Below are 22,205 nucleotides of genomic sequence, written 5' to 3' on the forward strand. Positions count from 1 at the left end.
CCGCGCCGGCCGAGCTGCCGGCGGCGGAGCTGCACATGCTGGCGACGCCGCAGATGGCGCTGGAAACGGCGGCGGCGAAGGCGCGCGATCTCGGCCTCACCCCGTTGATCCTGGGCGACGCGCTGGAGGGCGAGGCGCGGGAGGTCGGCCGGGTCCTGGCCGGCATCGCCGAGCAGGCAGTGCGCCACGGCCAGCCGGCAGCGCGGCCCTGCGTGCTGCTGTCGGGCGGCGAGACCACGGTAACGGTGAAGGGGCAGGGCAGGGGCGGCCGCAATGTCGAGCTCCTGCTGGCGCTGACCATCCAGCTGCAGGGCCGGCCCGGCGTCTCCGCCATCGCCTGCGACACCGATGGCATCGACGGGTCGGAGGATAATGCCGGCGCCTGGACCGATGCCGGGACGCTGGCGCAGGGCAAGGCGCAGGGGCTCATCGCGGCCGAGTTCCTGGCCAACAACGATGCCTACAGCTATTTCGCGGCGCTCGACCGGCTGGTGGTGACCGGCCCGACCCTGACCAACGTCAACGACTTCCGCGCCATCCTGGTTCGCTAGCGCCAAGTCTCGCCACGCCGAAGCGAAACTGCCATCGATTGCTGAGAACCTCGACCGCGTGTAAAATACTCGCGGCTCGGGGGTTAATATTAGTTTGTATTTTTATTTCAGGCGCCGAAGAAGATTCGGAAAGCCGGGCCGTCTTCTTTGCGACCTTTGCAAAGGAATAAAATCATGGCGCGAGTTTCGGTCGGGACCGGCAATATCCAGGCCAATGGCAGGGCCCAGAGCGGGGCGGTCTCGGGGGACGGCCGCTATGTCGTGTTCGACGACTATGGGACCAACCTGGTCCCCGGCGACGGCAACAACCAGCCGGACATCTTCCTGCGCGACACGCAGACCGGCACGACGACACGGATCTCGGTGGACACCACAGGCGGTGATCCCGACGGCCTGTCGTCGTCGCCGATGATCTCGGATGACGGGCGCTATGTCATCTTCCACAGCCAAGCCAAAGACCTCATCGACGGCGACACCAACGGCTTTACGGACGTCTTCCTGCGGGATCTCCAGACCGGCACCACCACCCTCGTCTCCGTCGCCGCGGGGGGAGGGCTGGCCGACGGGCACTCCGGCAACACCGATATCTCGGCCAGCGGGCGCTACGTCGTGTTCAACAGCGGCGCCACCAACCTGGTGGCCGGCGACACCAACGGTCAGACCGACATCTTCCTGCGCGACCTGCAGACGGGGACCACGACCCGCGTCTCCGTCTCCGACGGCGAAGCCCAGGGCGACTCCTACTCGCGCGATGCCCGCGTCTCCGATGATGGCCAGCGCGTCGTCTTCCTCAGCCACGCCGGCAATCTCGTCGCCGGCGACACCAACAGCCGCGACGACATCTTCGTCCGCGACCTTGCGGCCGGGACCACCGAGCGCGTCTCGGTCGCCACCGACGGCACCCATGCGAACGACTATTCGGACCAGGCGTCGATCTCCGGCGACGGCCGCTACGTCGTGTTCCAGAGCGCCGCGACCAACCTGGTGGCGGGCGACACCAACGGCGCGGTCGACATCTTCATGCGCGACCTGCAGACCGACACCACGGTTCGCGTCTCCACGTCCGGCACCGGGGCCGAGGCCAATGGACGGTCGTTCTCTCCCGACATCTCGGCCGACGGCCGCTACATCGTGTTCGCGAGCGAGGCATCGAACCTGGTGGAGGGTGAGGTCATTCCATCATTCGACATCTTCGTGAAGGATATGCTGACCGGCACGGTGACGCGTCTCTCCGTGGCGTATGACGGCTCGGCGGCCAATGGCGACTCCGCCCAGCCGAGGATCTCGGCCGACGGCAGCACCGTCACGTTCCGCTCGATGGCAACCAACCTGGCCGAGAGCCCGACCGCCGACACCAACGGCGCCATCGACCTGTTCCAGGTCTCGCTCCGCGCCACGGCCCGCGCCGACCACATGATCGGCTCCGACGGCAACGACACGCTCGACGGGCTGGCAGGCGACGACATCCTCACCGGCGGGTTCGGCGACGACACGCTGAGAGGCGGGGCCGGGGCGGACCGGCTGTTCGGCTGGGACGGCGTCGACACGGCGGACTACTCGACCTCGACCGCGGGGGTGACGGTCGACATGGCCGCCGGCACCGGCACCGGCGGCGACGCCCAGGGCGACGAGCTGGTCGACATCGACAACGTCACCGGCTCGGCCTTCGCGGACCGCTTGTACGGCGACATCAACGGCAACGTGCTGGCGGGCGGGGCGGGCGACGACACGCTCCGCGGCGGCGAGGGGGGCGACAGGCTGGACGGCGGCGCCGGCTCGGACACCGCCGACTATCAGGGCTCGGCCGCGGCGGTCGCGGTCGACCTGCTGGCAGGCACCGCCTCGGGCGGCGACGCCGACGGCGACATGCTGACCAGCATCGAGAACCTGTACGGATCGGTCGGCGAGGACCACCTGACCGGCGACAACGGCGCCAATGCCCTCAACGGCGCGTTCGGCAACGACACGCTCAACGGCAATGGTGGCGACGACGTCCTGGTCGGCGAGATCGGCGACGACATCCTGAACGGCGGCGACGGCAACGACCATGTCTCCGGCGGCAGCGGCATCGACACCATCCATGGCGGCGACGGCGCGGACACGGTCGATGCCGGCAGCTACAACGACCGGGTGTTCGGCGACGCCGGCGACGATGCGCTCTATGGCGGCGCGGGCGACGACCAGCTCGACGGCGGCGACGGGGCCGACCGGCTGGTCGGCGATGTCGGCCTCGACGAGATTCATGGCGGCAACGGCGCGGATTCGGTCGATGCCGGCCTCTTCAACGACCGGGTCTTCGGCGATGCCGGGAACGACGTGCTCTATGGCGGCGACGGCGACGACCAGATCGATGGCGGCGACGACAACGACCTGTTGGAGGGTGCGGCCGGCGCCGACGTGCTGATCGGCGGTGCCGGCATCGACACGGCCAGCTACGCCAGCTCGGCTGCCGGAGTGGCGGTCAACCTGGCCACCGGCACGGCCACGGGGGGCGACGCCCAGGGCGACACCCTGTCCGGAATCGAGCAGCTGATGGGCTCGGCCCTGGCCGACCGCCTGACCGGCGACGCGAATGCCAACGCCCTGTGGGGGCAGGATGGCGACGATCTGCTGATCGGCGGCGCCGGCGGCGACGCGCTGAAGGGCGGCAACGGCATCGACACGGCGAGCTATGTCGGCTCGGCCGCCGGGGTGACGATCAACCTGGCCACCGGCGTGGTCTCGGGCGGCGACGCCCAGGGCGACACCTTCAGCAGCATCGAGCAGGTGTTCGGTTCGGACCAGGGCGACCGGCTGACCGGCGACGCCGGGGCCAACACCCTCTGGGGCGGCGCCGGAGACGACGTCATCACCGGCAGCGCCGGCGCGGACATGCTGAAGGGCGGCGCCGGCAATGACAGCTTCGTCTATGCCAGCACGGCCGACAGCACCGTGGCGGCGGCGGGGCGGGACACGATCGCGGACTTCGCGGCCGGCGACCGGATCGACCTGTCAGCGATCGATGCCAACGGCGCCGGCCCGGGCAACGCCGCCTTCGCCTTCGGCACCGGCGCCTTCACCGGCACGGCCGGGGAAGTGCGGGTGGTGGATTTCGGCAACGGCTACCAGGGCGTCTATCTCGACACCACCGGCGACAAGAACCCGGATTCGGTGATCGTCGTCCTGTCCGACCACGCCCTGGCCGAGGCGGATTTCGTTCTCTGATCGGCGGTCCATCCGGATGGATCCGGGAGGCGCGGCTTGTCCGCGCCTCCGTTTTTTCGAGCGGATAAGTCCGTCTGACGACATCGCCGGATATGTCGAGTTTCGCGCAAGTCCCGCGCGGTTGCCGCGGCGAGGTGGGGCGTGTAGAACGCCGGCGTGTGAACCCGCATTCATTGCCCGTACAACTGCTATTCGTACAATTTTGCTTTCTTTCTGATTTTCCCGACGGTGCTGCGGCTGCCGTCGCCTGCGCATACAAAAGGGAGGCTTTTCGTCATGACCGTCAACTCCAGCTCGCTCACCCGGATCTCGGTCGACAGCGGCGGCACCAGCGCCAACAACATCGCCACCAACGCCACGATGTCGGCGGACGGCCGCTACGTCGTGTATCAGAGCACCGCGACCAACCTTGTCGGGGGCGACGTCAACGGCTTCTTCGACGTGTTCCTGCGCGACACCCTGACCGGCACGACGACGCTGGTCTCGACCGCCACAGGCGGGACGCAGGGCAACAACATCTCCAGCGTGCCGCTGATCACAGATGACGGGCGCTATGTGTTCTTCACCAGCATCGCGACCAACCTGGTCGGCGGCGACACCAATGGCGTCCTCGATGTCTTCATGAAGGACACCCTGACCGGCGTCACCACGCGAGTCTCCACGGCGTCAGACGGCAGTCAGGCCAACGGTACCAGCCAAAACCTCGACGTCACCGGCGACGGCCGTTTCGTCAGCTTCCAGAGCACCGCGACCAATCTGGTCGCCGGTGACAGCAACGGGTTCAGCGACGTGTTCGTCAAGAACATCCAGACCGGCGTCACCAGCCGCGTCTCGGTGGCGAATGACGGGTCGCAAGGCAACGGCAACTCCCTGGTCGGCCGCCTGTCCGATGACGGCAACAAGGTCTCCTTCGTCAGCACGTCCAGCAACCTGACGGCCAACGACAGCAACGGCGCCACCACCGACGTCTTCGTCCGCGACATCGCTGGCGGCACCACCACTCTGGTCTCGGCCGCCATCGGCGGCGGGTCGGGGAACGCCCAGTCGTCGGGCGCCACCATTTCCGGCAACGGCCGCTACGTCGTGTTCCAGAGCGACGCGACCAACCTGGTGGCCAGCGACACCAACGCCACCACGGACATCTTCCTTCGCGACCTGCAGACCAACACCACCACCCTTGTCTCCACCGCCACCGACGGCACCCAGGGGGACGACCTGTCGACCCAGGCCGTGGTCTCCGCCGACGGCCGCTATGTCGTCTTCCTCAGCAACGCCAGCAATCTCGTGCAGGGCGATACCAACGGCCTCCGCGACATCTTCCTGAAGGATATGCTGACCGGCAACGTGACGCGCCTGTCCGTCGCCTTCGACGGGTCGCAGCTGAACGACCTGTCCAACACGCCGTGGATCTCGGCCGACGGCCATTACGTCACCTTCCAGTCGCAGGCGACCAACACCGGGGTGGGGGCCGAGGGCAACGGCACCGGCTTCGACATCTTCCGGGTCTCGCTGGTGGCCGGGGCCGGGGCCGACCGGATGATCGGCTCCGACGGCAACGACACCATCGATGGGCTGGCCGGCGACGACATCCTCCTCGGCGGCTTCGGCAACGACGTGCTCACCGGGGGTGCCGGGGCGGACCAGATCTTCGGCGGTGACGGCAACGACACGGCGGACTATTCCGGCTCGGCCGCCGGCGTGACGGTCGACCTCTCCACCGGTGCTGGGACCGGCGGCGATGCCCAGGGCGACACGCTGCAGGATATCGAGAACCTCACCGGCTCCGCCTTCGCCGACCATCTCTACGGCAATGGTGGCGCCAATGTGCTGAACGGTGGGGCGGGCGACGACACGCTCCGGGGCGGCGACGGCGGCGACACGCTGAACGGCGGCGCCGGGTCGGACACCGCCAACTACCAGGGCTCGGAGCAGGGTGTCGTCATCAACCTGCTGGCCGGCACCGCCTCGGGCGGCTTCGCCCAGGGCGACACGCTGATCAGCATCGAGAACGTCTACGGCTCCAGCCATGACGACCAGCTGACCGGCGACAACGGCCGCAACATCCTCGGCGGCGAGCTCGGCAACGATACGCTCGTCGGCAATGGCGGCGACGACTCGCTCTCCGGCGAGGGCGGCGACGACAATCTCAGCGGCGGCGACGGCAATGACCGGCTCGTCGGCGGCGACGGTGTCGACACCATCCATGGCGGCAACAACGATGATTCCGTGGATGCGGGCACCGGCAACGACATCGTCTTCGGCGAGGCCGGGAACGACAACCTCTATGGCGGCGACGGCAACGACCAGCTCGACGGCGGCGACGGCAATGACATCCTCGAAGGTGGGGTCGGGGCCGACACGCTGGTCGGCGGCGCCGGCATCGATACCGCCAGCTACGCCAGCTCCTCCGCCGGGGTGACGGTGAGCCTGGTCACCGGCACCGGCACGGGCGGCGACGCGCAGGGCGACACCCTCAGCGGCATCGAACAGGTGCTGGGCTCCGGCTTCAACGACACGCTGACCGGCGATGCCGGCGCCAACACGCTGTGGGGGCAGGGCGGTGACGACGTGCTCACCGGCGGCGGCGGCGCCGACCTGCTGAAGGGCGGCGCCGGCAACGACACCTTCGTCTATACGGCCCTGTCGGACAGCACCGTGGCCTCCTCCGGCAAGGACACGATCACGGACTTCTCGACCGGCGACAAGATCGACCTGTCGGCGATCGACGCGGACGGCAATGCCGAGAACGGCGACACCGCCTTCACCTTCGGCACCGGCAACTTCACCGGGGCAGGGGCGGAGATCCGGGTGGTGACGGCGGGGGCGATCCAGGTGGTGTATGTCGACACCAATGGCGACAAGGCACCTGACATGGCGATCAACGTCGTCTCCGACCACCCGCTGACCGCGTCGGACTTCGTGCTGTGATCCCGGGCGGCCTCGCCTTCGGGCGGGGCCGCGCCTGCCTCAGCCGCGGCGGCCGGATGCGCGCTCCAACTGATCGATGAAGTCCGGCTCCGGCTCCTGTTCGCCGCCGTTCAGCCAGGCCAGCTTGGCGCGCAGATAGCCGGCCATCGCCTGCAGCTCCGCCGCCTTCGTCTCCAGCCGGGCCAGCTGCTCCGCCATCAACTCGATGCTGCGCTCGCGGGTGATGCCGCCGCGGCGGTTTTCCTGACTGATCGCCGCGATCTCCTTCAGCGACATGCCCAGCGACTGCGCCATGCGGATCAACCGGGCCTCCCGCACATGCTCGGCGGTGAAGACCTGGTACGGGTTGCGGCCGCCCTTGCCGTTGGTCCCGGGCGTCAGCAGCCCGCGGCGGACATAGAAGCGCACGGTGTCCACGGGCAGCCCCGTCGCCCGCGCGAAATCCGAGATCAGCATGGTCCGGCTCCGGCGATTGCGGCCCTTGACCCTGGACCGCACTCCAGACTTATAGGATCAGCTCCCGCGTTTGTGGAGCATCAGAGTTGGACAAGGTTGCATTGGTGACGGGCGCTTCGGCCGGCATCGGCGAGGCGACGGTGCGGCGGCTGATCGCCGACGGCTACACCGTCTACGCCGCGGCGCGGCGGGTCGACCGGATGGCGACGCTGGCCATGGCCGGGGCGCGGCTGGTCGCGCTCGACCTCACCGACGACGCCTCGATCGTCGCGGCGGTGGAGCGGATCCGCGGTGAGACGGGCCGGCTGGACCTGCTGGTCAACAACGCCGGCTATGGCAGCTACGGCGCGCTGGAGGACGTGCCGCTGGACGAGGCGCGCCGGCAGTTCGAGGTGAACCTGTTCGGCGCCGCCCGGCTGTGCCAGCTGGCGCTGCCGATCATGCGGGCCCACAAGAGCGGCCGGATCATCAATGTCAGCTCGATCGGCGGCAAGTCCGGCGAGCCCTTCGGCGCCTGGTACCACGCCACCAAATTCGCGCTGGAGGGGCTGAGCGACTGCCTGCGGATGGAGCTGATGCCCTTCGGCATCGACGTGGTGGTGATCGAGCCCGGCGCGATCCGCACCGAATGGGGCGGCATCGCCTTCGGCAGCCTGCTGCGTGTCTCCGGCGACACCGTCTACGGCCCTTATGCCCGCCGCCACGCCAGGATGTACGAACGGGCCGTGGCGTCGAGCTTCCCGTCCCCGCCCGAGGTGGTGGCGGAGGCGATCGGCCGGGCGGCGGCGGCCCGGCGGCCGCGCACCCGTTATCCGGTCGGCGGCGGCGCCCGGATCCTGCTGCTGCTGGTCCGCCTGCTCAGCGACCGGATGACCGACCGGCTGATGTGGCGGGCGTCCCAGGCGCGGGAGTGACCTCGGGACGTCAGCCCCGCGGCGCGTCCCCGAGGAACTCCGCGATCGCGGCGCCCAGCTCCGGCTTCGCCACCGCGCCCATATGGTTGCCGGGAATGGTGGCGTGGCGGCCTTCGGGCAGGGCGGCGGCGAGGTCGGCGGCCGAGCCGTTGTCGTCATCCTCGGCGCCGGCCACGACCAGGGTCGGCACCGCGATCTGCGCCAGCGCCTCGCGCGGCGTGTCGACCGAGGTGCCCAGCACCTGCAGCAGCGCCTCCGGGTCGCCGCCGACGGTCTTCAGGAAGGCCTCGGCCATCCATTCCGGCGTGCCGCGCTGGAAGCTGCCGAGATGGGTCAGGATGCGGCGGAAATAGGCGTTGCGGCCGCCGGCGCTGACGATGCCGTTCAGGCCCATGCCGGCGACGATCGCCCGGCCGGGCGCGGCGCCGCGCGCCAGCATCCGCACCACCGTCCGCCCGCCCAGCGAATAGCCGCCGAGGTCGTAGTCGTCCAGCCCCAGCTGCTCGACCAGCGCCAGCCCGTCATCCGCCAGGATGTCGCGCGGATAGGCGGCCGGGTCGTGCGGCTTGCCGCTGTCGCCGTGGCCGCGCAGGTCCGGCATGATCACGCGATAGCCCCGCTCGGCGATCGCCGCGGCGTGGCCGTAGCGCAGCCAGTTGACCGTGGCGGTCGAGAAGAAGCCGTGGATCAGCACCAGCGGCCGGCCCTCGCCGAGCTCGCGATAGGCCAGCGGAACGCCGTCGCGGCCATGGAACGGGCGGACGGGAAGGTCGGTCATGCGGAAGATCCCTTGTCTGCGGCGTCAGCGTTCGCGCTTGTAGGAGAAGGCGTCGATCAGCCGCGTCATCCCGGCCCGCTCGTAGAAGCCGACCGCCTCGGGCACCGAGATCAGGTACAGGCTGACGCTGGGCCCGAGCTGCCGCCGCGCCTCGTCCAGCAGGCCGCGGCCGACGCCGAGGCCCTGGGCCGAGGGCGAGACGGCGAGGTCGGACAGGTAGCAGCACCAGACCGTATCGGTGACGGCGCGGCCGAACCCGACCAGCGGCCGGCCGGGCTGGTTCAGCCGGGCGGTGACGATCAGGTTGGCGCCGTCGATCATCGCCTGCAGCCGCGGCTCGTCATCCACCGGGCGGATGCGGCCGAGGCCGGACTCGACCAGCACGCGCCGGAACTCGGCGACGTTTAGGTCCTGCTCGCGGCCATACAGGATGCGGGGTGTCTCGTTCATGGCCGGGAGACTGCACCATCCCGGTCGGATTCGGAACGGGTTCCGGAGCCGGAGCGGCCGCCCGGCTGTTGATCGGAGGAGCAACCGGTCGGGGAGAGCCGGCATGGGATTCGCCATCCATCCGCTGACGCCGGAGCTGTGGCCGGCGCTGGAGGACCTGTTCGGGCCGGCCGGCGCGGTCAATGGCTGCTGGTGCATGCATGGCCGCATCGGCGCCGCCTATCGCCGCCGGCCGCGATCCGAGAACAAGGCCGATTTCCACGCCGTGGTGGAACAGGGGCCGCCGCCCGGGCTGCTGGCCTTCTCCGGGGATCTCGCGGTCGGCTGGTGCCAGCTGACCCCGCGCGCGGCGCTGCCGGAGCTGGACCGCAACTGGCGCCTCAAGGCCGTCGACGACGTGGCGGTCTGGGCGCTGTCCTGCTTCTACATCCGCAAGGGCTGGCGCCGCCGCGGCGTCAGCACGGCGCTGATCGAGGCGGCGCTGCGGGCGGCGAAGCGGGCCGGGGCGCCGGCGCTGGAGGCCTATCCCTTCGACGCCGCGCTGTCGCCCAGCGCGTCGGGCAGCGGCTATGCCTCGACCTTCGCCCGCCTTGGCTTTCGCGAGGTGGCCCGCCGCATCCCCGCTCGGCCGATCCTGCGGCACGATTTGGCGGGGATCCGGGCCTGACAATCAGTACGTGCCCGGGAAGGCGCCGCCGTCGATCAGCAGGTTCTGGCCGGTGATGTAGCCGGCATGGACGCTGCACAGGAAGGCGCAGGCTGCGCCGAACTCGTCCGGTTGGCCGAAGCGGCGGGCCGGGATCGCGGCGCGGCGCCGGTTGGCGACCGCCTCGGCGTCCTCGCCCGCGCGCTGGGCCGCGGCGTTGATGCCGCCGCGCAGCCGGTCGGTGTCGAAGGAGCCCGGCAGCAAGCCGTTGATGGTGACGCCTTTGCCCGCCACCTGCCGGGCGACGCCGGCGATGAAGCCGGTCAGGCCGGAGCGGGCGCCGTTCGACAGGCCCAGCTCCGCGATCGGCGCCTTCACCGAGCTGGAGGTGATGTTGACGATGCGGCCGAAGCCGCGCGCCGCCATGCCGTCGACCACCGCCCGGGTCAGGAAGATCGGGGTCAGCATGTTGGCGTCGATCGCCTTGATCCAGGCGTCGCGGTCCCAGTCGCGGAAATCACCTGGCGGCGGGCCGCCGGCATTGTTCACCAGGATGTCCGGCTCCGGGCAGGCGGCCAGGGCGGCCTCGCGGCCGGCGTCGGTGGCGATGTCGCCGGCCACGGTCGTGACCCTGGCGCCGGTAATGCGGCGGATCTCCTCGGCCGTCACCTCCAGCGCCTCGGCGCCGCGGGCGGTGATGGTGACCTCGACGCCTTCGCGCGCCAGCGCCAGGGCGCAGCCCCTGCCCAGCCCCTTGCTGGCGGCGCACACCAGGGCCTTGCGGCCGGTCAGTCCCAGATCCATGTCCGTCTCCCTCCCGCCGCGGCGGCGGGGCGTGCTTCGTGCGGGGAGGGCAGGGTGCGACGTCCGGCGGCAGATGTCACCCCGGGGATATCAGCCAGGCCGTCAGAGAGGCAGCAAGCCGAGGGCGAGGGCGGTGGCCACGGCCTCGGTGCGGCTCGAGGCCTGCAGCTTGCGCATCGCCGAGCCGATGTATTCGTTGATCGTGTCGACGGACAGCGCCAGCTGGCGGGCGATACCCTTGCTGGACGCGCCGCGGGCGACGCGGGCCAGGCAGTCGCGCTCGCGCGGGCTCAGCCCCGGACCCTGACGCGACAGCCGCACGGCGGTCCGGCGCGCTTCCGGCGTCGCCAGCTGCCCCTCGATGCGGACCGCGCGGTTGAGATGCGGCGCCAGCGCGTCCAGCACCCGCAGCTCCTCCGCCTCATAGGCGGGGTGCGAGCGGGGCCGGACGATCTTCAGCGCCACCGGCCGCGCCGCCAGGTCCAGCGTGTACCAGGACAGGGCGGTGTGCATCTCGTTCGGTCGGACGAAGTCGTGGTACAGCTCGGTCCGCACCAGCGCCTGCTCCGGGATCAGCGCGCGGTCGTCGACCGCCGATCCGGGCGGCCGGGCCCGGATCAGGGGCCAGAGCGGGTCGATGCTGCGGTAGTAGCGGTCGTAGAGGTCGTGGGCGGCGGGGTCGAGATTGACCGTGGCGGCGGTGAAGGACGGCCGGCCATGCCAGCGCAGCACGGCGGTGGTGCCGCCGACCGCGTGCATCAGCCGGCGGACCAGCTCGGCCCAGTCCTCGTCGCCGATGGCGGCGTCGTAGATCCGGCCGATCAGGCGGCGGAGAGCGGTGTCGTCCGGCATCGCGGATTCGGGCTCATGGCCGGGCGCCGGAATGCGCCCGCGGCGAGACTAGCCGCAGAAAGATGGCGGCAGGATGTCCGGGCCGGTCAGAGATTGAGGATGCCGAGGGCGATGGCGGTGGCCACGGCCTCGGTGCGGTTGGCGGCCCGCAGCTTGCGCATCGCCGAGCCGATGTATTCGTTGACCGTATGGGCCGACAGCGCCAGCTGGCGGGCGATGCTCTTGCTCGACTCGCCCTGCGCGATCCGGGCCAGGCAGTCGCGCTCGCGTCCGCTGAGTTCGGGCCCCGCTTGCGGAGAGGGGACGGCCTTGCGCCGCTCCGCCGCCGCCGCGAGCCGGCCTTCGATCTGCACCGCCCGGTCGAGATGCGGGGTCACCGCCCGCAGCAGGCGCAGGTCGTCGCCGGTGTAGAGCGGCTGCTGGCGGGGACGGTAGATCGCCAGGCAGACCGGTTGCCCCGCGGCATCCACCGTGTACCAGGACAGGCAGAACCACAGATGGTTCTGGCGGTAGAGGTCGTTGTAGATCTCGGTCCGCCCCAGGGCCGGCTCCGGCACCAGGGCGCAGTCGTCGACGGCGGTGCCGGGCGGCAGCTCGAACAGCTTCGGCCAGACCGGGTCGACGGTGTGGTAGTAGGCGTCATAGGCCTGATGGGCGGCGAGGTCGAGATTGACCGTGACCGCCGTCTCGGCCGGCCGCGCCAGCCAGCGCATCACGGCGGAAGTGCCGCCGACGGCCTGCGTCATCGCCTCGACCAGCCTGGTCCAGTCCTCGTCGCCAACAGCAGCGTCGTAGGTTCGCCCGATCAGATCGCCGAGGGTTCGTTCGTCCGGCATGATCGTTAAGAAAGTTGTCCTGCTCCTGGATAGAATTGTTCCAGAAGCGAAACAAGTCCTGAATTGTTTCGTCGGCTTTGACGGGACGTTCAGACTACCAGCGGAAAGATGGCAGCAGGATGTCCGGGGTGCAGCCGACGGTGGCGAATTCCCGCACCATCTCGTCGTCGGTCATGCCGGCATGGATGCCGGTGCGCACCAGCGCGGCGGCCGCGCCGAGGCCGCGGGCGCCGGCGATATCATGCTCGACGCTGTCGCCGACGCAGACCACGTCGCCAGGCCGCTCCACCCCGGCGGTGGCGGCGGCATGGCGGTACATCAGCGGATGCGGCTTCCCGACCCAGGTGACGCTGCCGCCGAGCGCCTCGTACATCTCGGCGATGCGCCCGGCGCCGAAGGCGGGGCCCAGCGGGGTCAGCATGATCTTGTCCGGGTTGGTGCATAGCGCCGGCACGCCGCGGGCCGCCGCCGGGGCCAGCAGCTCGCGGTAGCTCTCCAGCGGGATCAGGTGGCCGCGGCTGCCGGCGATCAGCACCAGGTCGGCGGCGTCGCCGGTCTCGGCCTCAGCGAAGCCCAGCGTTTCGGCGAAGCCGCGATCCTCGCCGCTGGAGATGACCAGGCAGCGGGCGCCGCTGCCCGGCGAGACCGGCAGCGTACCGCTCTGCAGCAGCGCCAGGGCGACGTCGCCGGAGGTGACGAAATGGTCGTAGCTGTCGCGGGCGAAGCCCAGCGCCTCCATCCGCCGCGCATTGTAGGCGGCGGAGCGGCCGGAGTTCGACAGCAGCACGACATGCCGGCCGGCATCCTTCAGCCGCCGGAGCGCCTCGATTGCACCGGGATAGGGGTGGCGGCCGTCATGCAGCACGCCGTACTGGTCGACGAACCAGGTGCCGAAGCGGTCGACGATCTCGCCGATGCCATTCGCCTGCTCGATCGCGCCGATCTCCGGCATCTACCGCTCTCCAAGTCCCGCCAGGGCCAGCCGGGCTGTACCCTCTGCCGCGTCCTCCGACAAGGCCGGCAGGAAGGGCACGCCCAGCTGCCGGCTGCGGATCTCGGTCCAGCCGGCATTGGCGGCGCCGCCGCCGACGCTGCGCAGCGAGGTCATGGCCGGCGCGCCGAGCTCCGTCAGAAGACGGTAGGCGCGCGCCTCGATCCCGGCGATGCCCTCCAGCACGCCCTGGAAGAACACGGCGTCGTCCTCGGGCCGCGGCTCCAGCACCGGCGCCAGGTCGGGATCGGACACCGGGAAACGCTCGCCCGGGCGGGGCAGGGGATAGTAGGACAGGCCGGTTGGCCGGTCCGGCCGCAGCGCCGCGGTCAGCGCCGGCAGCCGGTCGCGGCCGAACAGCTGGGCGATCACCGCCCCGCCACTGTTGGAGGCGCCGCCGACCAGCCAGCGATCACCCATGCGGTGGCTGTAGACACCGTGCTGTGGGGAATCGACCGGGCGGTCGGACAGCAGCTTGATGACGAGGGTCGACCCCAGCGCGGTCACCGCATCGCCCACCGCATCCGCACCGGTGGCGAGGAAGGAGGCGCAGCCGTCGGTGGTGCCGGCGACGACGATGGCGCCGGCGGGAAGACCGAGAGCGATCCCCTCCGATCCTACCTGGCCGACCGGGGTACCCGGCGCCACAGCCTTCGGCAAGGCGGCGGGGTCGATGCCGAGGCCGGCGATCCAGTCCGGCCAGCGCCGCGCCACAGGATCGTAGCCGGTCTTCAGCGCGTTGTTCTCGTCGGTCGTGTCGAAGCCGCCGGACAGGCGCCCGGCGATCCAGTCGGCCTGGTGCAGCACCCGCACCGCGCCCGGCCGGCGCAGCAGCACCAGCGCGCGGCCGAGGGCCGAGCTGCGGCCGCGAGCGGCGCTGCCGGCGGGGGCGACGGCGTCGATCCGCGCCACCACCGCCTCATCCGGGCAGGGGTCGTTGTACATCAGCGCCGGGCCGAGCGGCCGCCCGGCCGCGTCCGTCACCAGCACGGTGCCAGAGGTGCCGTCGACCGAGACGGCGCCGACCGCGGACAGATCGGCCTCCACCGCCAGCCGGCGCAGCGCCGCCACCGTCGCCAGCCACCATGTCTCCGGATCGCGCGGATCCAGGCCGGGGCTGTTGGTCGACATTGTGCCGCGGCCGACGGCGCGGCCGGCCGCGTCCACCGCCACCGCCCGCACGCCGGAGGTGCCGATATCGATGCCGATTGCGCGCGCGGCCTCTGCCATGATCACGCCTCCCGCCGGCTCAGCGACTGCCGGTACTGCTCCGCATCCCACTGGGTCAGCTCGTCGATCTGGGCCTGGGTGAACGCGCGGACCGCTGTGCCGGCCGGCACCCGCCCGGCGACATCGGCCAGGCAGCGCGCCATCTCGTCGGCGCCACGCAGCACGCCCTGATGCAGCACCACGCCATGGCCCGGCACGCCGACGATCGCCGGCGCGCGCGGTCCTTCGCCCAATGCCGCCAGCTCGGCCGGCGTGCAGGCCGTGGCCAGGGCGGCGCCGAGGAAGATCACATGGTCGGGGTAGAAGGCGCCGGCCGTGGCCAGGGCCAGGCTGGCGGGATCGGTCGCCGCGTCATGCGCCGCCGGATCCTGCGGCAGCCGGTAGGGCGTGCCGCGGATCAATTCGGCCAGGGATTCCGGCTGTGCGGCGGGAGAGGGGCGGCGGGGCACGGCAAGGGCGGCGCAGACCCGGTCCAGCAATTCGCCCGCCTCGGCAACGCCGTCCGCCGCCACCACCAGCCCGTGATTGCCCAGCACCACCACGTTGGTGGCGGGCCGCAGCCGCGCCGCGATCGCCTGCGACAGGGTCAGGCCCGGTTTGCAATAGGGGATGAAGGCCCAGTCCACGCCCGGCAGCCCGTCCAGCCGCTCGGCAAAGCGCGCCTCGGCATCCGTGCGGATGGCTAAAGCGATGGTCGAAACGCAATGGACATGCAGCACCACGGCGAATGGGAAGACGGCGTGCACCGTGGTCTCGATCGACGGCCGCAGCCCGCGGGGATTGTGCTCCGCCACCACGAAGTCGCGGGCGGTCTCGGCGGCGGGATCGCCGTCGCGCATCGCCCGCAGCAGCGGGTCGAGGCGCACCGGCACCAGGATCTCCTCGTCTTCGGCCCGGGCCAGCCAGGTGCCGGAGGCCTTGATCCACATGATGCCGTCGCGCTTCAGCGAGGTGTTGCCGCCGGCAGCCTGCACCCGGTCCGGGTCACGGCCGAGCCCGGCGGAGAGGACGCGCAGGGCGCGGAGGTCGGGATCGGTGGCTGGGTCGAGGGTCATGGGCGGGGCTTCCGGCGAGGGATTGGCCCGGCCCAATTCCGGCTCAGACCAAACTCAGTCCCCCCTCCCCTTGCGGGAGGGGGGGAGGGGGAGGGGGTTGTCGATCGAAGGGTGCCGCGGCCTGATCGTTTGAGCGAACGGGCTGTCCTCGCCAACTGGGCATTGGTCGTACGGCGCGAACCCCCTCCCCCTGCCCCCCTCACGCAAGGGGAGGGGGGACTCAAAAAGAACGGGGGCGGGCGCGTCGTGTCCATCACTGTCTCGCCGCCTGAGCGGCCGGCATTGGAGCAGCCTCGAGCCATTCGGTGAACGCTGCGGTCTCAGCCGCCGAGAGGTGCAGCCCATGCTTGGTGCGGCGCCACAGGATGTCGTCGGCGTCCTCGGCCCATTCCTGCGCCCGCAGCCAAGCCACCTCGCGCTCGTAGAGCAGGCCGCCGAAATGCCGGCCCAGATCGGCGAGCGTCCTGGCACCGTCCAGCAGCGCATCCGCCCTTGTGCCGTAGAGCCGGCCGTAATGCAGCGCCAGCGCCTCCGGCAGCCAGGGATGGCGGCGGCGGAACTCCGCCAGCCAGCGGTCGAAATCGGCGCCGGGCATGTCGCCGCCGGGCAGGGGCGCCGACGCGGTCCAGGCCGAGCCCATCGCCGGGAAGAAGGGGCGCAGGCGGTCCAGCGCATGCTCGGCCAGCTTGCGGAACGTCGTGATCTTGCCGCCGAACACCGACAGGATCGGCGCCCGACCGCCCTCGTCGTCGACATCGAAGACATAGTCGCGGGTCACAGCCGACGGATTGGCGGCGTCGTCGTCGAACAGCGGCCGCACCCCGGCGAAGGAATGCACCACGTCCTGCGGCCCGGTCTGGCGCTGGAACGCCCGGTTCAGCACGCCGCAGAGATAGTCGATCTCCGCCGGGTCGACCGCCACCGTATCGGGGGCGCCGGTCTGCGGGATGTCGGTGGTGCCGATCAGCAGGTAGCCGTTCTCGTACGGGTTGATGAAGATCACCCGCTTGTCGGTGTTCTGCACCAGATAGGCCTGCGGCCCGTCATAGAACTTCCGCACCACGATGTGGCTGCCGCGCACCAGCCGGATCTTCTTGGCCGATTTCAGGCCGGCGGCGCCGGTCAGCACCTTGTCGACCCAGGGGCCGGCGGCGTTGGCCACGGCGCGGGCGACGACCTGCCGCTCGGCCCCGCCGCCGGCCGGGCGCAGCACCGCGTGCCACAGCCCGTCGCGGCGCCGCAGCGACACGCATTCGGTGCGGGTCAGGATCTCCGCCCCGCGCTCGGCCGCGCCGATCGCGTTCAGCACCACCAGCCGGGCGTCGTCGACCCAGCAGTCGGAATATTCGAAGCCGCGGCGGAAGCGGTCCTGCAGCGGCTTGCCCTCCGGATCGCGGTGCAGGTCCAGGCCGCGGCTGGCCGGCAGCCTCTTGCGGCCGCCGAGATGGTCGTACAGGAACAGCCCCGTCCGCAGCAGCCAGGCCGGGCGCAGGAAGCTGTCATGCGGCAGCACGAAGCGCATCGGCCAGATGATGTGCGGCGCGGCGGCCAGCAGCACCTCGCGCTCGATCAGCGCCTCGCGCACCAGCCGGAACTCGTAATATTCCAGGTAGCGCAGGCCGCCATGCACCAGCTTGCCGCTGCGGCTCGACGTGCCCTCGGCCAGGTCGCCCTTCTCGCACAGCAGCACCGACAGGCCGCGCCCGACCGCGTCGCGGGCGATGCCGGCGCCGTTGACGCCGCCGCCGACCACCAGCAGGTCGACGACGGCACTGCTCCGCTGGTCCGCTCCGTCCGCCATCCGCTCAGGCCGCCTGCTTCTTCGGGCGCGGGCCATAATCCTTGAACTTCTCGATCACCCGGTCGATCTCGTCGTCGGGCAGGCATTTCGGCCCGCCCAGCATCAGCGTGTAGACATACTGCTTGGCCAGGGTCTCGACCTCGACCGCCAGCCACATCGCCTTGCCCAGGGTCGCGCCGGTGGCGATCAGCCCGTGGTTCGCGAGCAGGCAGGCGGTGCGGCCCTGCAGCGCCGCGATCGCATGCTCCGACAGCTCCGGCGTGCCGTAGGTGGCATAGGGCGCGCAGGGGATCGAATTGCCCCCGCCGCAGGCGATCATGTAGTGCAGCGCCGGGATCTCCTGGTGCCGGATCGCCAGGATGGTCGAGTACATCGGGTGGCAATGGACGATGGCGTTCACCTCCGGCTTGCGGCGGTGGATGTCGAGATGGAAGCGCCACTCGGAGGAGGGGCGGTGGTCGCCATGCTCCCAGCTGCCGTCCATCGTCATGGCGACGATGTCCTCCGGCGTCATCTCGTCATAGGGCACGCCGGTCGGGGTCACCAGGATGCCGTCGCCCCAGCGGGCGCTGATATTGCCGGAGGTGCCCTGGTTCAGCCCGTTGGCGTTCATCTGCCGGCAGGCTTCGACGATCTTGGTGCGCAGCTCGAGTTCAGTGGTCATGACGGATCCTGAGCAAAAGGTCAGCAGAGGCGGAGCAGGGGCTCGCCGGCCAGATAGCGCCGGACGTCCTCGGCGATCAGCCCGGCGGCATAGGTGACGGTCTTCACCGAGGCGCCGGCGATGTGCGGCGTCAGGGTGACGTTGGGCAGCTTCAGCAGCGGCCAGTCCTCCGGCGGCGGCTCGACCGCAAAGGTCTCCAGCATCGCGCCGCGCAGCTTGCCGCCGACCAGCGCGTCGTAGAGGGCGTCGTAGTCGACCAGCGGGCCGCGGGCGGTGTTGACGAACACCGCCCCGTCCTTCATCGCGGCGAAGGCCTCGGCGCCGATCATGCCGGTGGTCTCGGCGGTCACGCGCGGATGCAGGGTGACCACGTCGCTTTCGGCCAGGAGGGTCTCCAGCGCCACTTGCTGTACGCCGTCGGCGCTATCGGCGGGGTCGAGCTGGACATAGGGGTCGGTTACCAGGATGCGGCAGCCGAAGGCCTTCAAGAGGCGCACCACCTTGCTGCCGACATGGCCATAGCCGATGACGCCGACCGTCATCTCCGACAGCTCGCGGCCGGTCAGGTCGGCGCGGTACAGGTCGCCGCGCCACTGGCCCTGGGAGAGAGAGGTGTGGCCGCGGGTGATCAGCCGGGTCTCGGCCAGGATGGCGCCGATGGTGAACTCGGCCACCGCGCTGGCGTTGCGGCCGGGGGCATTGACCACCTTCACGCCGCGCGCCTTGGCCGCCTTCATGTCGATGTTCACCGGCCCGCCGCGGCTGACGCCGACCAGCTTGAGGTCGGGCAGCCGCTCCAGCATGCCGGCCGAAATCGGCGCCAGATGGGTGACCAGGATCTCGGCATCGCCGATGAAGTCGACGATCTCGTCCGGGTCGCCCATGAACTCCTTCAGCCCGTCCAGCCCGGTGCCGGCATAGCCATGCACCATCGGCTCGTCCGGCCAGGGCTGCTCCAGCGTGCGGATGTCGAGCTTGGCCGGGATGGCCTCCAGTGCCTCGACGAACAGGCTGGGCAGCATGAAGCGGTCGCCGATCACGGCAACGCGACGTCCGGTCATCCTTCGGTCCTCAAATCTTCCAATGCGTGCCAGATCGGGCCCAAGGCCCGGTAGCTGGCGCGGTACTGCGGGAACAGGCGGTCATACTGCGCGACGAGATCCGGGTCGGGCGCCTCAGCCTCGGCCAGCAGCGGCGTCACCCAGCGGGCGCAGGCGGCATCGATGTCGGGCAGGATGCCCAAGCTGAGCGCCGCCACCATGGCCGCGCCGGCGGCGCCGACCTCCTCGCGCTTGACCAGCCGGACCGGCGCGTTGGTGGCGGCGGCCAGGATGCCGCGGACCGTGGCGCTGCGGGCGGCGCCGCCCGCCAGGCGGATCTCGGCCGGCGTGCCGCCGACCGCCTCGTAGCAGTCCCGGCTGGCGAAGCCGAGGCTCTCATAGATCGCCCGCAGCAGGTCGCCGGCGCCGGCGGTGCCGGACAGGCCGATGACCGAGGCGCGGGCGGCGCTGTCGACGAAGGGCCCGCGCTCCCCCGCCTCGGCGATGAAGGGGTGATACAGCAGCCGCCCCGGCGTCGCCGCCGCCGCCTTCGCGTCGAGCAGCCGGATCAGGTCGGACCGCTTCGGCAGAGTCGCCCCGGCGGCCTCGGCCACCTCCTCGATCACGCCGCACAGCCAGTCGATGTTCAGCGTCGCCGCCATGTTCGAGACCATGGAGACATAGCTGCCCGGGGCGACGAACGGCATGGTGTAGCCGACCTCCTCGCCCAGGGTCACCCGGTCGGCCCCGAAGATGAGGCGCATATGCGCGCCGGTCGAGCCCAGCACGGTGAAGCCGGCGCGGCCCTCCGGGTCGTAGAGGCCGGAGCCGAGAGCGCCGCACAGCAGGTCGACCGGGGCCAGCACCACCGGCGTGCCGGCGGGCAGGCCGGTGGTGATCGCGGCCTGGGGCGTCAGCGCTGAGTTCTGGCGGGCGCCGTCGACCATCGGCGGCAGCAGCCGGGCCTCGTCCTGCAGGCCGAACAGCTCCAGCACCTCCGGCGCATACTCGCGGGTGCGATAGTCGCCGAACGTGAAGGTGCCCTCGGAGACGTCGGTCGCCCGCTCGCCGGTCATCCGGAAATACAGCCAGTCCTTGCAGTGGAAGGCGGTGGCGGCCCGGGCCAGCGCCTCCGGCCGGTGCCGCTTCAGCCACAGCAGCTGGCCGGACTGGTTCGACATGTTCAGCATGGTGCCGGTGAAGCGCTGCACCGCCTTGGCCGTGCCGCTCCGGTGCAGCTCGGCCACGATCGGTCCCGACCGTCCGTCATGCCACAGCATGGCCCGGCCGACCGGGTCGCCGTCGCGGTCGATCAGCCAGGTGCCGTCGCCCTGGCCGGTCACGGCGATGCCGGCCACGCGCAGGCCGCGCGCCTCCAGCTTCGCCGCCATCTCGCGCAGCACCGCCGCGGCGTCGTCCCAGGTGCGGCCGAACTCCTGCTCCATGCCGCTGCCGTCGACCGGGAGGGTCGTGTTCGGCCGCGCCGCATGCTCGATCGGCGCGCCGTCGAGGTCGAAGGCCACCGCCTTGACCACCGAGGTGCCGGAATCGAGGCCGATCAGGACGTCCCTGCTCATGCTGCGGCCGCCACCGCCGGCCGGCCGCCATGGGCGATCGCCATCTCGCTGTCGCTGTCGAACAGGTGCAGCGCCGATTCCGGCAGGGCCAGCGCCAGCCTTGCGTCAGGCGCCGCCTCCAGCGCCCGGTCGGTGACGATGGTCAGGCGCACGCCGTCGACGTCCAGCGCGATGTGGCTCTGATCGCCCAGCCACTGGTTGGCAATCACCGTGCCCTGCAGCTGCGTCTCGCCGGGCCGGGCGGTCCCGACCCGGATCTCATGGCCGCGGATGCCGAGATGGACCTTTCCGGCCTCGGCCAGGCCGTGCCCAGCATGCGGCAGGCGGAAGGCGGCCGCGCCGCCTTCGCCCTGCACCTCGACCGCCAGCCCGCCATTCTCGCGCACCACCCGGGCCGGGAACAGGTTCATCGGCGGCTCGCCGATGAAGCCGGCGACGAACAGGTTGGCCGGTCGCCGCTTCAGGTCGGTGGGGGAGGCGAATTGCTGCAGCCGGCCGCCCTCCATCACCGCGATACGGTCGGCCAGGGCCAGGGCCTCGGTCTGGTCATGGGTCACGAAGACCGTCGTCATCCTGTGCTCGATCAGATAGTCCTTGATGCGCGCCCGTAGCACGGCGCGCAGCTGCGGTTCCAGCTGCGACATCGGCTCATCGAGCAAGGACAGCTGCGCCCGCCGCACCAGGGCCCGGGCCAGGCTGACGCGCTGCTGCTGACCGCCGGAGATCGCCTGCGGATAGCGGTCCAGGATGTCGCCGATCTCCAGCAGCTCGGCCACATGCGCCACGCGCTGCTGCACCTCCGCCTTCGGGATGCGGTCGCGCAGCAGGCTGAAGCCGATGTTGTCGCGCACGGTCAAGGGCGGGTAGAGGGCGTAGCCCTCGAAGGCCATGGCGACGTTGCGCTCTGCCGGGCGCAGATCGTTGATCACCCGGTCGCCGATCCGGATGGTGCCTTCCGACACGCTCTCGAAGCCGGCGATCATGCGCAGGGTCGAGGTCTTGCCGCAGCCGGAGGAGCCGAGCAGGCCGACCAGCTCGCCGTCGCGCAGCGCCAGCGACACGGCGTCGACCGCGCGGATCGGATGGGCCAGGCGCGGCCCGTAGATCTTGGAGACGGCGTCGAGCGTCAGGGTTGCCATCAAAACTCCTCAGGCCGTCGCGGCCGGCAGGCGGGCGCCGGTCTCGCGGTCGAAGCACAAGGCGCGGGCCAGGTCCGGCCGGGCCCAGGCGCGGCGCCGGCCGCGGCCCAGGTCGTCGCCCTGGTCCTCCGGCCGGCTGGCCAGGATCTCGGTGCCGTCGGCGGCGCGCAGCAGCATCACGGTGCGGACATTCAGCGGCGTCACCGCCTCCAGGTCGACCGGCACGGCGTCCTCCGTCGGCTCGAACCGCACCTCGACATCCTCGGGCCGCAGCCCGACCAGGCAGGGC

The 22,205-nt window shown here is 71.0% G+C and carries 20 protein-coding genes; 5 read left to right on the top strand and 15 right to left on the bottom strand.

Going from position 1 to position 22,205, the window contains the following annotated elements; all coding sequences use genetic code 11:
- The 3 genes from ABDW35_RS09555 to ABDW35_RS09565 form a co-directional block, all read left to right on the top strand.
- The coding region (locus ABDW35_RS09555; protein WP_343713627.1) for an MOFRL family protein at window positions 1-551 on the top strand (551 nt) is incomplete at its 5' end.
- A gap of 174 nt (window positions 552-725) precedes the next feature.
- Window positions 726-3,755, top strand: coding sequence for a hypothetical protein (locus tag ABDW35_RS09560; RefSeq protein ID WP_343713628.1), 3,030 nt, complete (start codon window positions 726-728; stop codon window positions 3,753-3,755).
- 276 nt (window positions 3,756-4,031) lie between these two features.
- Window positions 4,032-6,683: a hypothetical protein gene (locus tag ABDW35_RS09565; RefSeq protein ID WP_343713629.1), complete on the top strand. Its 2,652-nt coding sequence runs from the start codon at window positions 4,032-4,034 to the stop codon at window positions 6,681-6,683.
- Between the two features lie 39 nt (window positions 6,684-6,722).
- On the opposite strand, the gene ABDW35_RS09570 is transcribed toward ABDW35_RS09565, so the two are convergent.
- Window positions 6,723-7,139, bottom strand: coding sequence for a MerR family transcriptional regulator (locus tag ABDW35_RS09570; RefSeq protein ID WP_343713630.1), 417 nt, complete (start codon window positions 7,137-7,139; stop codon window positions 6,723-6,725).
- 86 nt (window positions 7,140-7,225) lie between these two features.
- On the opposite strand from ABDW35_RS09570, the gene ABDW35_RS09575 reads away from it, so the two are divergent.
- A complete protein-coding gene (locus ABDW35_RS09575) occupies window positions 7,226-8,053 on the top strand; it encodes an oxidoreductase (protein ID WP_343713631.1) in 828 nt (275 codons plus the stop codon).
- A 10-nt stretch (window positions 8,054-8,063) separates the two neighbouring features.
- On the opposite strand, the gene ABDW35_RS09580 is transcribed toward ABDW35_RS09575, so the two are convergent.
- A complete protein-coding gene (locus ABDW35_RS09580) occupies window positions 8,064-8,831 on the bottom strand; it encodes an alpha/beta fold hydrolase (RefSeq protein WP_343713632.1) in 768 nt (255 codons plus the stop codon).
- Between the two features lie 24 nt (window positions 8,832-8,855).
- Entirely contained in the window at window positions 8,856-9,281 is a 426-nt protein-coding gene (locus ABDW35_RS09585) for a GNAT family N-acetyltransferase (protein ID WP_343713633.1), read from the bottom strand.
- 103 nt (window positions 9,282-9,384) lie between these two features.
- Here ABDW35_RS09585 and ABDW35_RS09590 point away from each other — a divergent pair, with 103 nt between their 5' ends.
- On the top strand, window positions 9,385-9,948 hold the full coding sequence (locus ABDW35_RS09590; RefSeq protein WP_343713634.1) for a GNAT family N-acetyltransferase: 564 nt from the start codon (window positions 9,385-9,387) through the stop codon (window positions 9,946-9,948).
- Window positions 9,949-9,951: 3 nt separating this feature from the next.
- Here the strand turns inward: ABDW35_RS09590 and ABDW35_RS09595 are convergent, their stop codons facing one another.
- The 12 genes from ABDW35_RS09595 to ABDW35_RS09650 form a co-directional block, all read right to left on the bottom strand.
- The gene (locus tag ABDW35_RS09595) at window positions 9,952-10,731 is read right to left on the bottom strand and encodes an SDR family oxidoreductase (protein WP_343713635.1); all 780 of its coding nucleotides are present in this window, start codon (window positions 10,729-10,731) and stop codon (window positions 9,952-9,954) included.
- Between the two features lie 102 nt (window positions 10,732-10,833).
- On the bottom strand, window positions 10,834-11,583 hold the full coding sequence (locus ABDW35_RS09600) for a helix-turn-helix transcriptional regulator (RefSeq protein WP_343713636.1): 750 nt from the start codon (window positions 11,581-11,583) through the stop codon (window positions 10,834-10,836).
- An 86-nt stretch (window positions 11,584-11,669) separates the two neighbouring features.
- Complete coding sequence (locus ABDW35_RS09605) at window positions 11,670-12,419, bottom strand: helix-turn-helix transcriptional regulator (protein WP_343713637.1); 750 nt, start codon at window positions 12,417-12,419, stop codon at window positions 11,670-11,672.
- 94 nt (window positions 12,420-12,513) lie between these two features.
- A complete protein-coding gene (locus ABDW35_RS09610; RefSeq protein ID WP_343713638.1) occupies window positions 12,514-13,371 on the bottom strand; it encodes a TIGR01459 family HAD-type hydrolase in 858 nt (285 codons plus the stop codon).
- Entirely contained in the window at window positions 13,372-14,640 is a 1,269-nt protein-coding gene (locus tag ABDW35_RS09615) for an FGGY-family carbohydrate kinase (RefSeq protein WP_343713639.1), read from the bottom strand. It lies immediately after the preceding gene.
- 2 nt (window positions 14,641-14,642) lie between these two features.
- Window positions 14,643-15,695, bottom strand: a complete 1,053-nt coding sequence (locus ABDW35_RS09620) for a class II aldolase/adducin family protein (RefSeq protein WP_343713640.1) — start codon at window positions 15,693-15,695, stop codon at window positions 14,643-14,645.
- A 253-nt stretch (window positions 15,696-15,948) separates the two neighbouring features.
- Entirely contained in the window at window positions 15,949-17,496 is a 1,548-nt protein-coding gene (locus ABDW35_RS09625; protein ID WP_343713641.1) for a glycerol-3-phosphate dehydrogenase, read from the bottom strand.
- A 4-nt stretch (window positions 17,497-17,500) separates the two neighbouring features.
- Window positions 17,501-18,160 (bottom strand): class II aldolase/adducin family protein, encoded by a 660-nt coding sequence (locus ABDW35_RS09630; RefSeq protein WP_343713642.1) that lies wholly within the window; start codon window positions 18,158-18,160, stop codon window positions 17,501-17,503.
- 20 nt (window positions 18,161-18,180) lie between these two features.
- Window positions 18,181-19,221, bottom strand: coding sequence for a 2-hydroxyacid dehydrogenase (locus ABDW35_RS09635; RefSeq protein WP_343713643.1), 1,041 nt, complete (start codon window positions 19,219-19,221; stop codon window positions 18,181-18,183).
- Window positions 19,218-20,777: an FGGY-family carbohydrate kinase gene (locus tag ABDW35_RS09640; protein WP_343713644.1), complete on the bottom strand. Its 1,560-nt coding sequence runs from the start codon at window positions 20,775-20,777 to the stop codon at window positions 19,218-19,220. The genes ABDW35_RS09635 and ABDW35_RS09640 overlap by 4 nt, the downstream gene beginning before the upstream one ends.
- Complete coding sequence (locus tag ABDW35_RS09645) at window positions 20,774-21,916, bottom strand: ABC transporter ATP-binding protein (protein WP_343713645.1); 1,143 nt, start codon at window positions 21,914-21,916, stop codon at window positions 20,774-20,776. Before ABDW35_RS09645 ends, ABDW35_RS09640 begins: the two co-directional genes overlap by 4 nt.
- 9 nt (window positions 21,917-21,925) lie before the next feature.
- On the bottom strand, window positions 21,926-22,205 hold a 280-nt coding region (locus tag ABDW35_RS09650; RefSeq protein WP_343713646.1), incomplete at its 5' end, for a TOBE domain-containing protein.

Origin of the sequence: Inquilinus sp. (genome assembly GCF_039594555.1) — a bacterium.
In the GTDB taxonomy this organism is placed as follows: Bacteria; Pseudomonadota; Alphaproteobacteria; order DSM-16000; family Inquilinaceae; genus Inquilinus.

Excerpts from the sequence above, each read along its gene's own strand:
- ABDW35_RS09560 (WP_343713628.1), top strand. The coding sequence starts at position 726 with ATGGCGCGAGTTTCGGTCGGGACCGGCAATATCCAGGCCAATGGCAGG.
- ABDW35_RS09625 (WP_343713641.1), bottom strand. The coding sequence starts at position 17,496 with ATGGCGGACGGAGCGGACCAGCGGAGCAGTGCCGTCGTCGACCTGCTG.
- ABDW35_RS09600 (WP_343713636.1), bottom strand. The coding sequence starts at position 11,583 with ATGCCGGACGACACCGCTCTCCGCCGCCTGATCGGCCGGATCTACGAC.
- ABDW35_RS09645 (WP_343713645.1), bottom strand. The coding sequence starts at position 21,916 with ATGGCAACCCTGACGCTCGACGCCGTCTCCAAGATCTACGGGCCGCGC.
- ABDW35_RS09615 (WP_343713639.1), bottom strand. The coding sequence starts at position 14,640 with ATGGCAGAGGCCGCGCGCGCAATCGGCATCGATATCGGCACCTCCGGC.
- ABDW35_RS09640 (WP_343713644.1), bottom strand. The coding sequence starts at position 20,777 with ATGAGCAGGGACGTCCTGATCGGCCTCGATTCCGGCACCTCGGTGGTC.
- ABDW35_RS09630 (WP_343713642.1), bottom strand. The coding sequence starts at position 18,160 with ATGACCACTGAACTCGAGCTGCGCACCAAGATCGTCGAAGCCTGCCGG.
- ABDW35_RS09595 (WP_343713635.1), bottom strand. The coding sequence starts at position 10,731 with ATGGATCTGGGACTGACCGGCCGCAAGGCCCTGGTGTGCGCCGCCAGC.
- ABDW35_RS09580 (WP_343713632.1), bottom strand. The coding sequence starts at position 8,831 with ATGACCGACCTTCCCGTCCGCCCGTTCCATGGCCGCGACGGCGTTCCG.
- ABDW35_RS09605 (WP_343713637.1), bottom strand. The coding sequence starts at position 12,419 with ATGCCGGACGAACGAACCCTCGGCGATCTGATCGGGCGAACCTACGAC.
- ABDW35_RS09620 (WP_343713640.1), bottom strand. The coding sequence starts at position 15,695 with ATGACCCTCGACCCAGCCACCGATCCCGACCTCCGCGCCCTGCGCGTC.
- ABDW35_RS09565 (WP_343713629.1), top strand. The coding sequence starts at position 4,032 with ATGACCGTCAACTCCAGCTCGCTCACCCGGATCTCGGTCGACAGCGGC.
- ABDW35_RS09585 (WP_343713633.1), bottom strand. The coding sequence starts at position 9,281 with ATGAACGAGACACCCCGCATCCTGTATGGCCGCGAGCAGGACCTAAAC.
- ABDW35_RS09570 (WP_343713630.1), bottom strand. The coding sequence starts at position 7,139 with ATGCTGATCTCGGATTTCGCGCGGGCGACGGGGCTGCCCGTGGACACC.
- ABDW35_RS09610 (WP_343713638.1), bottom strand. The coding sequence starts at position 13,371 with ATGCCGGAGATCGGCGCGATCGAGCAGGCGAATGGCATCGGCGAGATC.
- ABDW35_RS09635 (WP_343713643.1), bottom strand. The coding sequence starts at position 19,221 with ATGACCGGACGTCGCGTTGCCGTGATCGGCGACCGCTTCATGCTGCCC.
- ABDW35_RS09590 (WP_343713634.1), top strand. The coding sequence starts at position 9,385 with ATGGGATTCGCCATCCATCCGCTGACGCCGGAGCTGTGGCCGGCGCTG.